General features: G+C 58.5%; 15 protein-coding genes. 12 read left to right on the forward strand and 3 right to left on the reverse strand.

Annotated elements, in window-relative coordinates; translation table 11 throughout:
• The first annotated feature begins 36 nt into the window (after positions 1-36).
• The 5 genes from topA (at position 37) to proC (ending at position 6,920) form a co-directional block, all read left to right on the forward strand.
• The gene (gene topA / locus ACQR35_RS01030) at positions 37-2,766 is read left to right on the forward strand and encodes a type I DNA topoisomerase (RefSeq protein WP_430268973.1); all 2,730 of its coding nucleotides are present in this window, start codon (positions 37-39) and stop codon (positions 2,764-2,766) included.
• Between the two features lie 129 nt (positions 2,767-2,895).
• Positions 2,896-3,342, forward strand: a complete 447-nt coding sequence (locus tag ACQR35_RS01035; RefSeq protein WP_430268974.1) for an SseB family protein — start codon at positions 2,896-2,898, stop codon at positions 3,340-3,342.
• Between the two features lie 78 nt (positions 3,343-3,420).
• On the forward strand, positions 3,421-4,395 hold the full coding sequence (locus tag ACQR35_RS01040) for a Ppx/GppA family phosphatase (RefSeq protein WP_430268975.1): 975 nt from the start codon (positions 3,421-3,423) through the stop codon (positions 4,393-4,395).
• A gap of 565 nt (positions 4,396-4,960) precedes the next feature.
• The gene (locus ACQR35_RS01045; RefSeq protein WP_430268976.1) at positions 4,961-5,524 is read left to right on the forward strand and encodes a hypothetical protein; all 564 of its coding nucleotides are present in this window, start codon (positions 4,961-4,963) and stop codon (positions 5,522-5,524) included.
• A gap of 556 nt (positions 5,525-6,080) precedes the next feature.
• Positions 6,081-6,920, forward strand: a complete 840-nt coding sequence (gene proC / locus ACQR35_RS01050) for a pyrroline-5-carboxylate reductase (protein WP_430268119.1) — start codon at positions 6,081-6,083, stop codon at positions 6,918-6,920.
• Here proC and ACQR35_RS01055 read toward each other — a convergent pair.
• Positions 6,917-7,606 (reverse strand): potassium channel family protein, encoded by a 690-nt coding sequence (locus ACQR35_RS01055; protein ID WP_430268136.1) that lies wholly within the window; start codon positions 7,604-7,606, stop codon positions 6,917-6,919. The genes proC and ACQR35_RS01055 overlap by 4 nt on opposite strands.
• A gap of 1 nt (position 7,607) precedes the next feature.
• A complete protein-coding gene (locus tag ACQR35_RS01060; protein ID WP_430268118.1) occupies positions 7,608-9,110 on the reverse strand; it encodes a TrkH family potassium uptake protein in 1,503 nt (500 codons plus the stop codon).
• A 160-nt stretch (positions 9,111-9,270) separates the two neighbouring features.
• Between ACQR35_RS01060 and ACQR35_RS01065 the strand changes: the two genes are divergently transcribed.
• On the forward strand, positions 9,271-10,419 hold the full coding sequence (locus ACQR35_RS01065; RefSeq protein ID WP_430268135.1) for an acetoin utilization protein AcuC: 1,149 nt from the start codon (positions 9,271-9,273) through the stop codon (positions 10,417-10,419).
• Positions 10,420-10,541: 122 nt separating this feature from the next.
• On the forward strand, positions 10,542-11,138 hold the full coding sequence (locus ACQR35_RS01070) for an ArsR/SmtB family transcription factor (RefSeq protein WP_430268117.1): 597 nt from the start codon (positions 10,542-10,544) through the stop codon (positions 11,136-11,138).
• A gap of 46 nt (positions 11,139-11,184) precedes the next feature.
• Here ACQR35_RS01070 and ACQR35_RS01075 read toward each other — a convergent pair whose 3' ends face one another.
• Entirely contained in the window at positions 11,185-12,462 is a 1,278-nt protein-coding gene (locus ACQR35_RS01075; RefSeq protein ID WP_430268977.1) for an alpha-hydroxy acid oxidase, read from the reverse strand.
• A 58-nt stretch (positions 12,463-12,520) separates the two neighbouring features.
• Between ACQR35_RS01075 and ACQR35_RS01080 the strand changes: the two genes are divergently transcribed.
• The 5 genes from ACQR35_RS01080 to ACQR35_RS01100 all read left to right on the forward strand — a co-directional run bounded on the left by ACQR35_RS01080 (position 12,521) and on the right by ACQR35_RS01100 (position 16,349).
• Positions 12,521-13,255 (forward strand): FadR/GntR family transcriptional regulator, encoded by a 735-nt coding sequence (locus ACQR35_RS01080; protein ID WP_430268115.1) that lies wholly within the window; start codon positions 12,521-12,523, stop codon positions 13,253-13,255.
• A 45-nt stretch (positions 13,256-13,300) separates the two neighbouring features.
• A complete protein-coding gene (locus tag ACQR35_RS01085; protein WP_430268978.1) occupies positions 13,301-14,299 on the forward strand; it encodes an acetylxylan esterase in 999 nt (332 codons plus the stop codon).
• Positions 14,300-14,567: 268 nt separating this feature from the next.
• Positions 14,568-15,719: a 3-deoxy-7-phosphoheptulonate synthase gene (locus ACQR35_RS01090; RefSeq protein WP_430268979.1), complete on the forward strand. Its 1,152-nt coding sequence runs from the start codon at positions 14,568-14,570 to the stop codon at positions 15,717-15,719.
• Between the two features lie 136 nt (positions 15,720-15,855).
• Entirely contained in the window at positions 15,856-16,068 is a 213-nt protein-coding gene (locus ACQR35_RS01095) for a helix-turn-helix domain-containing protein (protein ID WP_430268112.1), read from the forward strand.
• 182 nt (positions 16,069-16,250) lie between these two features.
• Complete coding sequence (locus ACQR35_RS01100) at positions 16,251-16,349, forward strand: 30S ribosomal protein bS22 (protein ID WP_003792170.1); 99 nt, start codon at positions 16,251-16,253, stop codon at positions 16,347-16,349.
• Positions 16,350-16,398 lie beyond the last annotated feature (49 nt).

Here is a 16,398-nt window from a genome sequence, read left to right on the forward strand (position 1 = left end):
ACATCGCCCAAGCAACATCTTTTCCGTAGGAGCATCGTGCCCACAAAGGCAAAAACCGGCAAGAAACTCGTGATCGTGGAGTCTCCAGCCAAGAGCAAAACCATTGCTAAGTACCTTGGCGAGGGCTTTGTTGTGGAAGCCTCAATCGGTCACATCCGCGATCTCCCACAGCCCTCTGACTTGCCAGCCGAGTTGAAAAAAACTTCGGTGGGCAAGTTCGCTGTGGACGTGGAGAACGGTTTTAAGCCGTATTACGTGGTCTCGGCTGACAAAAAGAAGAAGGTGGCCGAGCTCAAAGCGCAGCTCAAGGACGCCGACGAACTTTATCTCGCAACTGATGGGGACCGCGAGGGTGAAGCCATCGCGTGGCACTTGCTTGAGGTCCTGAAGCCCAAGGTTCCAGTTTTCCGAATGACCTTCGGCGAAATCACTAAAGAAGCCATCCAGCGGGCCATGGAAAACCTGCGCGAACTGGACACTGACTTGGTGGACGCTCAGGAAACCCGCCGCGTGCTTGACCGCTTGTACGGTTACGAGATCTCACCGGTGCTGTGGCGCAAGGTTGCGCGCGGTCTTTCTGCTGGCCGCGTTCAGTCCGTTGTTACGCGTCTTGTGGTGGACCGTGAACGTGAACGTATGGCATTCAAGTCCGCCTCTTACTGGGACCTGAGCGGTTCCTTCACCGCCGCCGGGGAGTCCTTTAAGGCTAAGCTTTCCGCCGTTGATGCCCAGCGTGTGGCGTCCGGTAGAGACTTCAACGACGACGGCGCACTCACGGGCCGCAACGTGGCCCACCTTAATGCCGACTCAGCGCAGTCGCTGGCAGCTGCGCTTGAGGGTGCAACTTTTGCGGTTCGCTCAATGGAGACGAAGCCGTACACGCGCCGTCCCGCCGCACCATTTACTACCTCGACTTTGCAGCAGGAGGCCGGCCGAAAACTGCGCTTCTCCTCGAAGTCCACCATGCAGGTTGCTCAGCGCCTGTATGAAAACGGTTACATCACCTATATGCGTACCGACTCCTCGGCGTTGAGCGACGAGGCCGTAACGGCCGCGCGTCGTCAGGCGTCCGAACTCTACGGTCCCGAGTACGTTCCGCAGGCCAAGCGTGTGTACGCGAACAAGTCGGCTAACGCGCAGGAAGCACACGAGGCTATCCGCCCCGCTGGTGACTCCTTCCGCACCCCGGCCCAGGTAGCTAGCCAGCTGTCCGGTGATGAGTTCCGCTTGTACGAGCTGATCTGGAAGCGCACCGTCGCCTCCCAGATGGCTGATGCTAAGGGCTCAACGGCCACTATAAAGCTCGGCGCCGTTGCCTCTGATGGCCGGGACGCTGAGTTCTCCGCTTCAGGTACTGTCATCACCTTCCCGGGTTTCTTGGCCGCATATGAGGAGGGTAAGGACGAATCCCGTGATGAGGATTCTGATGACGCCCGCCGCCTGCCGAACGTGGCCAAGGGTGATTCGCTTACGGGCAAGGATATTGTGGCTTCCGGTCACGAGACTTCCCCGCCGCCGCGCTACACGGAAGCTTCCCTGACAGCGGAGCTGGAAAAGAAGGGTATTGGACGTCCGTCCACGTACGCTTCGACGATTTCCACAGTGCAGGACCGCGGCTACGTCCGGAAGCAGGGTTCAGCTTTGGTGCCGAGCTGGATTGCTTTCTCCGTGATCCGACTGCTCGAGCAGCACTTCTCTGACTACGTGGATTACGAGTTCACGGCAGACATGGAAATGGATCTGGACCGTATTGCCAAGGGCGAGCAGGCAGGTGCCTCTTGGCTCAAGCACTTCTACTTTGGCGACGGCGATGGCGGGCAGGAACCTGGCCTGCTGAGCATCGTGAACAACCTTGGCGAGATTGATGCACGCGAGATCAACTCTGTGCCCATCGCCGAGGGCATCACCTTGCGTGTGGGCAAGTTTGGGCCGTATCTAGAGAGTTCTGCAGCCACTGTTGACCCGGAAACGGGCGAAGTGATTGAGGCCGTACGGGCAAACGTCCCTGAAGATTTGGCACCAGATGAGCTGACGGCTGAGAAGGCCGTTGAGCTCATGAACACAGCGGCACCGGAAGAACGGGTGCTGGGCAATGACCCACACACCGGTCACCAAGTCGTTGCCAAGAACGGCCGCTACGGCGCCTACGTCACCGAAGTGATTCCAGAGCCGACGGCGGAACAGCTCGCCAACGCTCCGGTTGAGTATTACAAAAACGGCAAGCCGAAGCCGCCCAAGAAGCCCGTCAAAGCTAAGCCGCGCACCGGTTCTTTGTTCAAGTCCATGACCGTTGAGTCAGTGACCTTGGATGAGGCGCTTGCGCTGATGAGCTTGCCGCGTGTTTTGGGTGAGGACGCTGAGGGCAACGTGATTACGGTGCAAAACGGCCGCTTTGGTCCGTACCTGAAAAAGGGCACTGACTCTCGTTCCATCGGTACCGAGGAAGAAATTTTCACCATCACGCTGGAACAGGCTTTGGAGATTTACTCACAGCCCAAACAACGTGGTGCGCGTGCAGCGGTGCCGCCACTGGCCGAGTTTGGCCCGGACCCCGTTTCTGAAAAGAACATTGTGGTGAAGGAAGGCCGATTTGGCCCGTACATCACCGACGGCGTCACCAACATTACGGTTCCGCGCTCTACTTCGGTGGAGGAGCTTACCCGAGAACAGGCCATCGAACTCTTGGCAGATAAGCGCGCTCGTGGTCCGGTTAAGCGCACCCCTGCGCGCAAGACGCCCGCCCGTAAAGCAGCAGCCAAGAAGTAATTCTGGCTTGACGAATTGTTTTTGTGTGCCGCCGCGGCCTCGTCGCGGCGGCACACTTTTTTGGTCTCAGGCTTCTTCCCATGGCGTATTCCGTTAGACAGCAGTTCAAGACTGTGATCTGGTTGAGGGATGACTGAACAGCAGCCTGCAGAGACCGCCGAAAACGTGAACAACCTCAATGAGGTGGACTTCACGCCTCAGAACCCGCTGGAAGAGCAGTTGGCTCTCGGCGGCAGCCCCGATTCAAACCCGGTTGACCTGATCTTGGCTTTTTTGAACAACGAGGTCTTTATCCTCAGCCCGGAGTACAGCGAGGAAGAGGCCGAGGCCACAGCCCCGTTGATCTTGACCAACGCCGATCAGCAGCCAGTGCTGGCCGTCTTCTCCCACCCGGATCGTGCACACGAGCAGTTCCTCGAAGCCGCTCCAAAGATTTTGGGAACTTCTGGCGCAGCGATTGTTCAGAACCTCACGGGGGAAGTTGGTTTGGTTATTAACCCGGGGCATCCCATGGGCTTCGAGATCGGTCCAGAAGGCCTCGAAAGCATCCGCAAGGACTTCAAGCCTGCCGAGTAGTCGTCTTTCGCCGGCCGCATTCTGCTTTGTTTCGTTGAGTTTTTCTGACGATGCAGTGCAACGGTACATAATGGGCAGATGCGGCTAGGCGTCCTCGATATCGGGTCCAACACTGTCCACCTCCTTTTGGTTGACGCGCACCCAGGTGCCAAACCAGAACCTTTTGCGTCTCACAAGCGCCCCCTCTCACTGGTTCGATTCTTGGAACCGGATGGGAGCATCAATGAGGCTGGTCAAACGGAGCTCATTGAGTTTGTCCTTGAGGCATGGGAGTTCGCTGCCAGGCACAGGGCAGAGGATCTCTTGGCGTTTTGCACCTCGGCTATCCGCGAGGCCACCAACGGCCGGGACGTTCTGGCCAGGGTCAAGCACGAGACCACTGTGACCTTGCAAGAGCTCTCCGGCTCCGACGAGGCAGCCATGACCTTCTTCGCCGTACGGCGTTGGTTTGGTTGGGGGGCAGGCACCATCCTGGATTTGGATATCGGTGGCGGTTCCTTTGAAATGGCTGCTGGCCGGGACGAACTTCCCGAAGTGGCCATGAGTGTGCCCCTTGGTGCCAGCAGGTTGACGCGTGACTGGCTCCCTGAGGACCCACCCAGCGCCAAAAGCATTAAGGACCTGCGCAAGTACATTCGTTCCACCATGAAACCCGTGGTGAAGCATTTTGGCGCAGTGGGGGCACCGAACATGGTGACGGGTACGTCCAAAACGTTTAGGTCCCTTGCCCGGATTGCCGGGGCTGCACCCAGCGGCGCTGGCCCATACGTTCCGCGCGAACTTCATCGCACCGATTTGGGCCTCTGGGCGCAACGTATCTCTGCCATGAGTTCAGAGGACCGCTTGCACTTGCCCGGTGTTTCTTCCGCGCGGGCCGGGCAGCTGTTGGCCGGCGCTTTGGTGGCGGAGGCTGCCTTGGAACTCTTCGACCAGGACAAGCTCAGCATTTGCCCGTGGGCTTTGCGCGAGGGCCTTATTTTGCGGCGGCTGGATCAGCTGGTTTTTGACGGCCCCCTAGACCCGCCTGCCCACGTGGGCTCTTCCCCCGCCTAGATCCGCTGGCCCCTCTTCCACTGCCTCCCTCTTCCTCAAGCCCCCTGCGCCCTTCCGCCGAGTGGGTAGATAACGTCCCTTAGAAACACTCCAAAGGGACGTTATCTACCCATTCGGCGAATTGGGGGACGCTTAGCCTGTGGATAACCCCTCACGGCCACTCGAACGGTGGCATAAATGAGGAATGAGAACCCCCGCCAAGCTCCCCGCTCAGCTGACTGGACGCTCCTTTACGCTCGCAGAAGCTGGCGCAGAAGGTCTTGCGATTGGACGATTACGTGCCGCAGACTTGCACACCGCCAGTCGAGGGATCCGGGTTCCCTGGGGCACGGGTCAGGCTTTTACCGATGTTTTGCGGCCACTCACCGAGCTAACTGACGACGGCGTTATTAGCCACACGACGGCCGCTCGTCTTCATGGGATACCACTTCCGCCGTGGGCCAGATCCGAGCTGACCCCCCACGTGAGCAGACCACGGGGCAAAGTGCGCCCAAAGCGTCGCGGCGTGAAAGGGCACGAAACAACACTCGCTCCACACCATGTAGTTGTGTTCGAGGGGCTGAGAGTGACTTCTTTGGCACGAACATGGGTGGATCTTGCATCAGTCCTGCCTCTGGAGGACCTAGTGGTGGCTGCCGATTTCCTGATCAACGCCCACTCAGACGAATTTCCCGTGCCGCGCGAACCATTGCTGAGTCTGGAGCAGCTCGGCGCGGTAGTTGCTGAGCGAAAAGGTAACCGCGGAGTTGCCTTGGCGAAGCGCGCTCTGGACCTGGCTCGAGTGGGCGCGGATTCGCCACCTGAAACACTTCTACGATTGCGCATTGTGGAGGCGGGACTTCCCGAACCCGATTTGAACCTAGTGATCAGGGCAAGGACCGGGAACGCCGTGGTTTGGCCTGACCTCGGTTACAAAAAATATCGGATATCCATTCAGTACGACGGCGCCCACCACCTTGGTGATGAGCAGCAGACGTGGGATCTGGGTCGCCATACGTCCACTGACAGGGCGGGCTGGACTCAGGTGACCGTTTCTGACGCGACCATCAAACGGATCGGGTGGGACGGCGTCGTGCGTGAAATACGGCATCGTTTGGTGGCCAAAGGTTGGAGACCGGAGAATCCGTAGCAGACGCTCTGCCGAGTGGGTAGATAACGTCGCTTTGGAGCGGATCTAAGGGACGTTATCTACCCACTCGGCGAAGGAGGAGGGGAAGGGAGGATTAAAGGAGAAACGCCGGGCAGCGATGTCAAGGAAATTGGGGGGAACTCCTTGACTACTGCCCGGCGCATCATCGATTCCGAAGAATCGATTCTCATCACTCGCACCTCCATGAGGTAGTAACTACTCTAAGCCCCGATCTTGGATATGTGCGGAGATTTGGCTGGGAAAAGACTGTGAATCGATAATTTTTCTGGGCCGGCAGCGCGCCTTCAAATCGGCCGTTAAATGAGAAAGCACCGGCGGTCTAGCAAGAGGATCGGGGGAACTCCCTGCAGACCACCGGCGCAACTGGATGAACATCCCCATGTCCATCCTCATCACTCGCACCCTTGAGGTAATTAATAATTTACGATCCCTAGTTGTGCACACCCTCGGCACGAGCTGTGTTTTCCGTGTGAATCGAAAATTCCTCGCATCGCCCCGGTTGGCCAGCGCACACGACGACTGCCAAGATGGAGTTATGAGCAACAAAATTGCATTCCTTGGCTGTGGTTCTATGAACGAAGCGATTATGGCTGGCCTGCTGGCCGCGGGAACTGATCCGGCCGACGTCGTAGCAACAGTTCGCCGTGCCGAGCGTGCCGCCGAGCTGGCCCACAAACACTCCGTTGTTGCCGTCGCCGGCGAAGAAAACCCGGAGAACAACAAGGAAGCTGCCACCGGCGCGAGTGCCGTAATTCTCGGTGTGAAACCGGTTGGTATCGCAGCCTTGGCTCATGAAATTTCCCCGGTTCTCTCGCTGGAGACACTAGTGATCAGCGTTGCCGCAGCCGTTTCCATTGAGCAGTTGGAAGCGGCCCTGCCCGCGGGCCAGCCGGTGATTCGCACCATGCCGAACACACCTGCACGCTTAGGCCGAGGAGTGGTTTCGGTCTCGGCCGGGACCAACGTCAGCAGCGAACAGCTTGAGGCCGCGAAGCAGATTTTTGACGCAGTAGGTACCGTAGTGGAGATCCCTGAAACGCAGGTTGACGCACTCTCGGCCATCAGCGGCTCGGGCCCGGCGTACGCGTTTTACCTTGCCGAGGCGATGGCTAAGGCTGGCGAAGACTTGGGTCTTGACCCGCAGCTGTCAGTGTTACTTGCCCGCGAGACCGTTGCCGGCGCTGGCTTTATGCTCGCCGAGGCTGGCGCGGACCCCACCGCTTTGCGCCGCGCCGTGACCAGCCCGAATGGAACTACGGAACGCGCTATCAATACCTTTGATGAGCGCGGACTTACGGCAATAATTTCCGACGGCGCCCGGGCGGCAGCTGAGCGCGCTGCCGCCATCACTAAAGAACTTGGAGCCGAGTCCTAGGGGCGCGCTGCGAAGCGTTCCAACAGGTCTACGTGGCCGGAAACTATGAGCATGTCGCGTGAGGAAACTTTGGTGTCTTGCCGGGCGTAGGTGAAGTCCTCGCCGGGCGTCTTGACACCAACAATCGTTACGCCGTATTTGGAGCGCACCTTGGATTCCTCCAGGGTGAAGCCCACGGTTTCCTTGGGTGGGTACATTTTGACGATGGCGAAGTCGTCGTCGAACTCGATGAAGTCCAACATACGCCCGGACACTAGGTGCGCTGCGCGAACACCAGCATCCGCCTCAGGGTAAATCACATGGTTAGCGCCAATGCGTGTCAGGATCTTGCCGTGTGAAGGTGTGATCGCCTTGACCCACAGGTGCTCAATGCCAAGGTCCACAAGGTTGACTGTGATCAACACTGAGGACTCGATCGAAGTACCCACCCCCACCACAGCAGAGCTGAACTCCTGAGCTCCAAGTTGGCGCAGCGCATCAATATTCGTGGCGTCAGCTTCCACAACGTGAGTGAGAACAGGCGCCCACTTTTGAACCAGCGACGGGTCCCGTTCAATGGCGAGCACTTCACGCCCCTGCTTCACTAATTGCTCAGCAGTCGAGGCACCAAAGCGGCCCAAACCAATCACCAATACTGGAGCAGCATGGTCAGGGCGGCGGCTTGCGGAGCCGTTGGAGGTATTCAGGCTAGCCAATGATGGGCCTCTCTTCCGGATAGTGGAACAACTGGCTGCGTTGGCGCAAAGCCAAAGCAGCAGCAAGGGTTACCGTTCCTACACGCCCGGCAAACATCAGCGCGGTCAGAACGTAGACGCCAGCTGGGGGTAGCTCGGCGCTCAAATTAGTACTGAGGCCCACCGTGGCGAAGGCCGAGATCGATTCAAAAAGCACCCGGTCCAGGGATGCTCCGCTGATCTGCAAAAGAGCAAACGCCGCGATGGAAACAAAGGTTGCTCCCATAACGATCACTGAGATGGCCACACGCATGGTTCCTTGAGGGATGGTGCGGCCGTAGATCTTCACATCGGCGTCGCCCCGAGCCTCGGCCACAATAGCCAAAAACATCACGGCGATGGTGGTGACTTTAATACCGCCGGCTGTTGACGCTGAACCTCCGCCGGCGAACATCAAAGCATCGCTCAAAAGCATGGTGGTGGAATCCATTTGATTCTGGTCCACGAGGTTAAAACCACCAGAACGGGTCATCACTGAGGCGAAGAGCGAATGAATGATCCTGTCTCCCACACTCATGTTTCCAATCGTGCGGAGGTTATTCCACTCCATCAGCCCCCACAAGATGGCGCCTGCGAACAGGAGAATGAGCGAGACCTGGATAGTCAGTTTGGTGTGCAGATTCCATTTGCGCCAACGGAGCCCATTTTGCTGCAGAACCATCACTACGGGGAAACCTAGCGAGCCCAAGAAAACGCCGACCATCAGGGGTACAAGGATCCACAGATCGGTCTCGTAAGGAACAATTCCGTCCGAGTGTGGGGTGAAACCGGCGTTGTTGAAGGAGGAGATTGCGTAGAAAATGCCGTGCCACACTGACTGCCAGAACGGCTCCCCGAGGGTCATAAACCGTGGGATCAGCGCCAGAGCAAGGACGCTTTCAATCACCACGGAGGTAGTGATTACGATCCTCAGCAAGGTACCCACCTCACCCAGACGGCCTGCATTGTTCATGGCTTCTTGGGCGATGAGCTTCCCGCGCACACCCAGCTTTTTGCTGACCATCAGGGCGAGTAGCGAGGCTAAGGTCAAAGTCCCCAAACCGCCAACAAAGATGGCAATCAGAATGACCAGCTGGCCAAAAAAAGTCCAGTGCGCCGCTGTTGAAACCACGGTGAGACCTGTGACGCACACGGCCGAAACGGCGGTAAAAAGCGCTTGGTACAGGGGCGTGAATTGGCCGGAGCTAGAGGAAATCGGCAAGGAGAGCAACAAAGTGAAAAGGAAAATTACCGCTGCGAACGCGCCCAATGCCAAGCGAGCCGGGGATGTATTGGCGATGTTGTCGATAAAATCGCGGAGCCCGGTGAGGATCCACAGGCTTGGACGTTCACCCGCCGGCGCTTGCCAGTCATGGCTGGAAGGGGCTCCCGATGTGCGCAAGGACACTGCTTTGCGGGCGTTGATCTTGTCCGCCCGCCGCATGGCCTGACTGCGCCCGGACTTAGTTGCGGACATGGATGGGTGCTTCCTTTGACGATTTGGCTTCCTTCAGTAGTAAACCACTAATGTCCCGCACTTCGCCGTCTCAGGTAGCCTGTAATTGATGTCACAGAACCCTGTCCTGTCCGGCCAAAGCTTGCCGGCCGTTCCGACTCTTGTGGCCTGGGATGATGCAATGACCGCATATAACTTCGGTCCAGGGCATCCTATGGCTCCGGAGCGGCTTGATTTGACCCACCGCCTGGCCGGTGACCTTGGCCTTTTTGACCAAGCGCATGTCCGGGTTGCGGCACCCGAGGTGGCTACCGACGTCGAACTTTCTGCCGTGCACAGCACCGAGTACATTGCCGCTGTGCGGCGAGTGTCCGCCAACCCTGAGCAGTGCGAGCCAGACCGTGGTCTGGGCACCGAGGACGATCCCGCGTTCGCCGGAATGCACGAAGCCAGTGCGCGATTGGCTGGTGGTTCCTTGCTCGCAGCGTCAGCCATTTTGGACGGTTCGGCGCTACACGCGGTGAACTTCGGCGGTGGTATGCACCACGCTCACCGTGAGAAGGCGAGCGGATTCTGTATCTATAACGATGCCGCGCTGGCGATCACGCGACTGCTTGATGGAGGCGTACGCCGGGTGGCATATATCGATGTGGATGCCCATCACGGGGACGGAACACAAAGCATTTTTTGGGATGACCCACGGGTGCTGACCATTTCTCTGCACGAAAGCGGGCTGTCCTTGTTCCCTGGGACGGGCTTCGCGAACGAATCAGGCGGCCCCAAGGCTCCCGGCTCAGCTGTGAATGTTGCGTTGCCAGCGGGGACCGGCGACGCGTCGTGGTTGCGCGCTTTTCACGCGGTGGTTCCGCAGCTCGTTGGTGCTTTTGCACCTGAGGTAATTGTCAGCCAGCACGGTTGCGATTCTCACCGCCTGGATCCTTTGAGTAACCTCACGCTCAGTGTTGATGCGCAGCGTGAAGCCATGATTTCGATTGCCCAACTGGCTGGCCAGCACTGCGAACAACGTTGGATTGCTACAGGCGGTGGCGGTTATGACGTCACAAGTGTGGTGCCACGCAGCTGGTCGCATTTGGTGGGGATCGCCGCGAACCGGCCAGTTCCCTTGCGCACCCCGGTGCCGCAGCAATGGCGTGACTACGTCATGGAGCGGTACCAGCGGCAAACCCCTGAACTGATGGGGGATGACATCGATATGTGGTGGCGTTCTTGGGAAGTTGGTTATGACCCTGCCGACGCTGTTGACCGCACGGTGATGGCAACGCGGAAGGAATTGTTCCCACTTTTTGGCCTGGACCCCTGGTTCGACTAGGTTCCATTCCCGCCGAGTTGGCACTTCGCGCGGGTGTTTGAGGGAAACATTGACGTTAAGTGCCAAGTCGATTGCGGCATTGGTTGATGCCTTTCAGTGCATATGTCGCTAGGGTGGAAAACATGCTGATTGACGACGTGTTTGCCGTCATCGCTGAGGCAACTCGGCGAGACATTCTGGTGTCCCTGCAATCCGGGGACAAAGCGGTAGGGGAGTTGGTTGAGGAACTCGAGGCCAGCCAACCCACCATCTCCAAGCACCTGAAAGTCCTGCGTGAGGCCCAGTTGGTGACCATGCGGGCGCAAGGGCAGAAACGTTTTTATGCGCTCAACACCGAGCCGCTCCAGAGTGTTGCGGCGTGGCTTGAAACGTTCGACGCCGGCCGGACAGCCAGTGCCAAGGGTACCGATTCGTCCGCCGCGGCAACGTCGGTGCAGGTACCGGGGGAAACGAACCCCAGTGCCCCGAATTCAGCAAGTACCAGCGCGGCCAGCGCGAGTTCCTCCACCAGCTCAATCCCGGCACAGACCACGCAGGCTCCGCCGAGCGACAGCCCGGCAGCCGGCGTCGAACTTTCACCGGCGACGCTGGCGCAGGGTGTAGCCAACGGCGACACTGATCCGTCTGTGCAGCAGCAATTCGGCCGCAGTGTTGGCCGAGCCGCCACCAAGGCGGCGGATTTGATCGCGAACCTACCCAAGTTCGGGCGCCGAAAGTAATCCTTGAGGGGTTTTTCGGCGCCCGTTTCCTGAACAGTTGATGAGCCTACTTAGCGTCGAGCAAGTGCACGTGATCGGGTGTGAGCTCGTTGATGTTGCTGACACCCAGAAGTGCCATGGTGCGGCGAATATCGGACTCAAGAATCTTAATGGTGCGGTCCACGCCTGCCCGGCCGCCAGCCATCAAACCGTAGAGGTAGGCCCGGCCAATCAAAGTGAAATCGGCGCCCTGGGCCAGAGCTGCAACAATGTCCGCTCCGGACATAATGCCCGTATCCAAGATGATTTGTGCGTTGCTTCCGTCGGCTTCAAACGCTGCCTTGACCTGCGGCAACAAATGGAAGGGGATTGGCGCGCGGTCTAGTTGGCGGCCGCCGTGGTTGGAAATCACCACAGCATCAGCACCGTGAGCCACCACCTTGCGGGCATCCTCTACGGTTTGGATGCCCTTGACCACGAGCTTTCCCTTCCAGGTCTCACGCAACCAGTCCAGGTCTTCGAACGTCAGGGTTGGGTCAAACATGGAGTTGATCAGATCCGCCACCGTGCCGCTGTATCGGTTCAGGGATGCGAAGGAGAGCGGCTCGTGGGTGAGGAAGTTGAACCACCATGCTGGGCGGTACGAGGCATCAACCACGGTTTTGAGTGTGAGTGACGGCGGGATGGTCATGCCGTTGCGGACGTCGCGCAGCCGCGCACCTGCCACGGCGGTATCCACGGTGACCATGAGGGTGTCGTTCCCGGCCTTAGCTGCTCGTTCGATCAGTTCGAGTGAGCGTTCGCGGTCGGTCCAGAGGTAGAGCTGAAACCAGTTGCGGCCGTTAGGTGCCGCCTCGGCAACGTCTTCGATTGAAGCGGTGCCCATGGTGGAGAGGGTATAGGGGATTCCGGCGGCTTCGGCTGCCTGCGAGCCGGCGTATTCTCCTTCGGATTGCATCATGCGGGTAAAGCCGGTGGGCGCAATACCGAAGGGAAGTTTGGAGGTAGCGCCGAGGACCTCGGTGCTGAGGTTGATTGAGGAGACGTTGCGCAGAATCCCAGGGCGGAACTCGATGTTTTTGAAGGCATCCCGTGCCCGGCGAAGTGTGATCTCGTCCTCGGCGGCGCCGTCGGTGTAGTCAAAGGGCGCTTTGGGAGTGCGTCGTTTGGCCAGTTCACGCAGTTCCCACACGGTGGAGACTCGCGCTAAGCGCTGTTCGCGGTTGAATTCGGGGGTTTTGAACTGCATGAGCGGGGCAAGGTCGGAGTATTTGGGGATACGACGACGAAGGGCTGCGGGCCGGCTCTGGGAACTCATGGCTACTCCTGTTGTAGTTGCGGACATATGTGGTCCAACCACAGGGTATGTCATGTGGTTGGACCACATCAAGTAATCTTTGCTTATGAGAACTCACCGCATAGTCCTGAAGTGGGTCGAAGATCAACTGGCCGCCGGATCTTTGAGCGTGGGGGACAAACTTCCGGCCGAGCGGCTACTTGCCGAACAACTCGAAGTCTCCAGAACGTCCGTCCGTGAAGCCATCCGAGTTCTCGAGGCGATGGGTGTCTTGCGCATCGGTGTCGGCTCGGGAGCTCAAGCCGGAACCGTAGTCATTGCCGAACCCGGCGCGGCACTAGGATCCGCACTTCGCTTGCACGTAGCCACCTCGCACCTGCCTGTAGAGGACATTGTCCAGACTCGTGTGTTGCTGGAATCTTGGGCGGCCGCTCATGCCAGTCCACAGGCACCGCAGCTCGAGGAAGCTGCCAAGATCTTGGCAGAAATGGACACGGCCGCTGACGCAACGGGGGACGGGGGTACATCCGAAACCCCGGAGCGCATTGCAGAGTTCTTGGCCCAAGATGTCCAGTTCCATCTTCTGCTGGCCGCCGCCGCCGGAAACGCGGTAGTAACGGCCATGATGGCCTCTTTACGTGAATCGATCGAGAGCTACGCGCACACTCTGACGGCTAATCTGCCAGATTGGGATTCCACCACCGTCCGACTGCGGGCGGAACACCATGGGATCCTGAACGCAGTCGCCGCGGGGAACCCCAAGCAAGCAGCGCGCTTAGTGACTGAACACATCCAGGGTTACTACCGCGAAGCAGGTTTGGCGGCAACGCATAAACTGTGAGTGATTTTATTCCGCTTGCTGCATGTACCCCGATTGGAATGCGCTGTGCCCCTCTTTGATCTGCCTCTTGAGCAGCTGGAAAAGTACCGTTCCTCCGTTGTTGAACCGGTGGACTTTGACGAGTTCTGGGATCAAACGTTGGCGGAGGCGCAGAGCTTTGACCTCGCCGCTACCTTTGAACCTGTGAACAATCGTCTGGCTGTGATCGAGACATTTGACGTCACATTTGCAGGCTTTGGCGGTGCACCAATTAAGGGCTGGCTGCACTTGCCGGCTCACCGAGAACCGGGCAAAAAGCTTCCTGCCGTGGTGGAGTATCTGGGCTATTCGGGTGGCCGGAGTTTGCCTAACCAAGGCAACCGTTGGGCCCAGGCCGGTTACGCGCACTTTGTTATGGACACTCGCGGCCAAGGTTTTGGTGGCAGTTTTGGTGAGACGCCTGATCCGCACCCTTCGGCTGGCGGTGTGGCCTACGCCGGCCTGATGACTCGCGGGATCAACAGCCGCGAGGACTACTACTACCGGCGTCTTTTTGTGGATGGGTTCCGCGCCGTTCAAGCCGTCCAAAGGCACCCCGCTGTGGACCCTCACCGGATTGTGCTCAACGGCATTAGTCAGGGTGGTGGCATCAGCCTCGCGGTAGCAGGCCTAGTGGCCGGAAGGCTCGACGGCGTTATTGGCGTATTGCCTGACGTCCCCTTTTTGCAGGACTTCCCACGAGCGATAGATACCGCAGCGAAAGGCCCGTACCCGGACATTTTTGCTTTCCTCTCGCGCCACCGCGAGAAGTATGAAGGCATTTTGAAAGTGCTCAACTACTTTGACGGTGTTCACTTTGCGGCCCGGGCCCAGACTCCGGTGCTGTATTCGGTGGCACTGGCTGACGATGTGTGCCCACCATCCACTGTGTTCGCGAGTTACAACGCGTACGGCGAGAAGTCCGGTGATGTGCGCAAAGCGATTGAGGTGTACCGCTTCAACAATCACGAGGGCGGCCAAGAACACCACTGGGTCAAGCAGCTCGACTTCTTGCAATCCCTTTAAGCGGCACCGTGCTGCCACACCACACTGGGTGCAAGATCACGCCCATCTGTTGATCGTGATTTTGCACGCGGCGATGTTCATGGTTATGGTCTTGGCATGACAAACCGTTGGTATGCGTATTTTTCGTTGGCTCTGGAGGGGCCCGCGTCTAACTGACACGCATTCAACTTTCCTTCAGAGCCAACAGGGCAGAGATGATTCTCTGCCCTTCGCCGTATCCGGCGGGTTCTGAAAAGGGGCCCGCTTCCCCCCTTGAATCGGAGCCATCATGAACACCGCCGCAGCCACTGACAAACCGGCAGCTGAAACGCCCGCAACCAAACACGGCACCAATGATCTGCGCGTGGGTCAATTCACCCCGCTGCCCACACCTGCCGAGATGATCACCGAACTGCCGCTGGATGCGGCGGCGATTTCCGTCGTCGAACGCGGCCGTGAAGAAATCCGCGCCATTATGGACGGGGTTGACCACCGGCTTTTGGTCATTGTGGGTCCGTGCTCCATTCACGATCCCCAGGCCGGCCTCGAATACGCTCGCCGTTTGGTCAGCCAAGCTGAAAAGCACAAAGACGAGTTGCTCATTGTGATGCGCACATACTTCGAGAAGCCGCGAACCACGGTGGGTTGGAAGGGCCTGATCAATGATCCGCACCTAGATGGTAGCCACAACATTGCCGATGGCTTGCGCGCGGCCCGGAAATTCTTGCAGGAAGTTACAGCCCTCGGTATCCCCACCGCCACCGAATTCCTTGAGCCGATCAGCCCGCAGTACATGGCTGATCTGGTCTCGTGGGGTGCTATTGGTGCCCGCACCACCGAGAGTCAGATTCACCGCCAGCTCGCCTCCGGACTGTCAATGCCAGTCGGATTCAAAAACGGGACCGACGGCGACCTGCAGGTGGCGATCGACGCTTGTGCCGCCGCAGGGGCCGCACAGCAGTTCTTGGGTATTGACGGTGAAGGCCGGGCCTCGCTGGTGGCAACTGCCGGTAACCCTGACACTCACGTGATTTTGCGTGGTGGACGTGGTGGGCCCAACTACTCCGCCGAGCAGGTCCTGAATGCCAGCCAGAAACTGGCCGGTAAAAAGCAAAACCCGCGCTTGGTTGTGGACGCGAGCCACGCCAATAGCGGCAAGAGCCACCACCGCCAGGCTGAGGTGGCCTTTGAGCTGGGCGCCCAGCTTGAAGAGGTGGGCCTCAACAGTTCAGCGGATGCGATTGCTGGCGTGATGTTGGAGAGTTTCTTGGTAGGCGGAGCGCAGAATCTAGACGTAGCAGCCCACGCTGCCGGGGCAGACGATCTTGTGTACGGGCAGAGCGTGACAGATGCCTGCATGGATTGGGAAGTGACCACCGACGTCTTCGCACAATTGGCAGCCTCAGCACGGCAGCGTCGTTTATCCACCGCGAGTAACTAGGACTTTCACATTGGCCCCATAAGCATCTAGAGTATCTAGCACATGGTTGTTTGATGGCTCGGTAGCGGCACACCGCCATGGGGGGGTTATTCATTTGTCGGTCGCACTCCGCTATGAGCAAAGGATTCGGAAGGTAATGTCCCAAGAGGCCAACTTCTCTAACGCGCATTTTCTCACTGTCGCCGAGGTGGCGGAGGTTATGCGTGTGTCCAAAATGACCGTGTATCGCTTGGTCCACTCCGGCGAAATGCCCGCTGTGCGCTTTGGGCGCTCATACCGGGTTCCGGAAGCCGCCGTCGAACAGTATTTAAAGACGGCAGTAGTGGACGGCCAATCAGCCACCGCCTAAGCGGGAAACTGCGCACGGAGGGGCATCCGGTCAACGGAGTCCCCCAGAAGGCGGTACCCTGTTAAGGAACGTTTTACGTCATCGTAAGAATCTGTCAGTTGTTTCTGCCCTGTGCATCGTTGCGGTTTTACCGTTCGAGACACAACGGAAAGCTACTGGCATCTAGTGTGTGAGGAACTTTCGTGGGTTCAGTAATCAAGAAGCGTCGCAAGCGTATGGCCAAGAAGAAGCACCGCAAATTGCTTCGTAAGACCCGCCACCAGCGTCGCAACAAGAAGTAGAAATACTTCCCATAGCGTGAAAAAGCCCGCCACTGATGTGGCGGGCTTT

This window comes from Pseudarthrobacter sp. J1738 (assembly GCF_050490315.1).
In the GTDB taxonomy this organism is placed as follows: domain Bacteria; phylum Actinomycetota; class Actinomycetes; order Actinomycetales; family Micrococcaceae; genus JBNPEO01.

What these genes read in the sequence shown, in the direction of transcription:
- ACQR35_RS01075 (WP_430268977.1), bottom strand. Translation starts at nt 12,462, where the DNA reads ATGTCCGCAACTACAACAGGAGTAGCCATGAGTTCCCAGAGCCGGCCC.
- ACQR35_RS01070 (WP_430268117.1), top strand. Translation starts at nt 10,542, where the DNA reads ATGCTGATTGACGACGTGTTTGCCGTCATCGCTGAGGCAACTCGGCGA.
- ACQR35_RS01090 (WP_430268979.1), top strand. Translation starts at nt 14,568, where the DNA reads ATGAACACCGCCGCAGCCACTGACAAACCGGCAGCTGAAACGCCCGCA.
- ACQR35_RS01035 (WP_430268974.1), top strand. Translation starts at nt 2,896, where the DNA reads ATGACTGAACAGCAGCCTGCAGAGACCGCCGAAAACGTGAACAACCTC.
- ACQR35_RS01080 (WP_430268115.1), top strand. Translation starts at nt 12,521, where the DNA reads ATGAGAACTCACCGCATAGTCCTGAAGTGGGTCGAAGATCAACTGGCC.
- ACQR35_RS01095 (WP_430268112.1), top strand. Translation starts at nt 15,856, where the DNA reads ATGTCCCAAGAGGCCAACTTCTCTAACGCGCATTTTCTCACTGTCGCC.
- ACQR35_RS01040 (WP_430268975.1), top strand. Translation starts at nt 3,421, where the DNA reads ATGCGGCTAGGCGTCCTCGATATCGGGTCCAACACTGTCCACCTCCTT.
- proC (WP_430268119.1), top strand. Translation starts at nt 6,081, where the DNA reads ATGAGCAACAAAATTGCATTCCTTGGCTGTGGTTCTATGAACGAAGCG.
- ACQR35_RS01060 (WP_430268118.1), bottom strand. Translation starts at nt 9,110, where the DNA reads ATGTCCGCAACTAAGTCCGGGCGCAGTCAGGCCATGCGGCGGGCGGAC.
- ACQR35_RS01065 (WP_430268135.1), top strand. Translation starts at nt 9,271, where the DNA reads ATGACCGCATATAACTTCGGTCCAGGGCATCCTATGGCTCCGGAGCGG.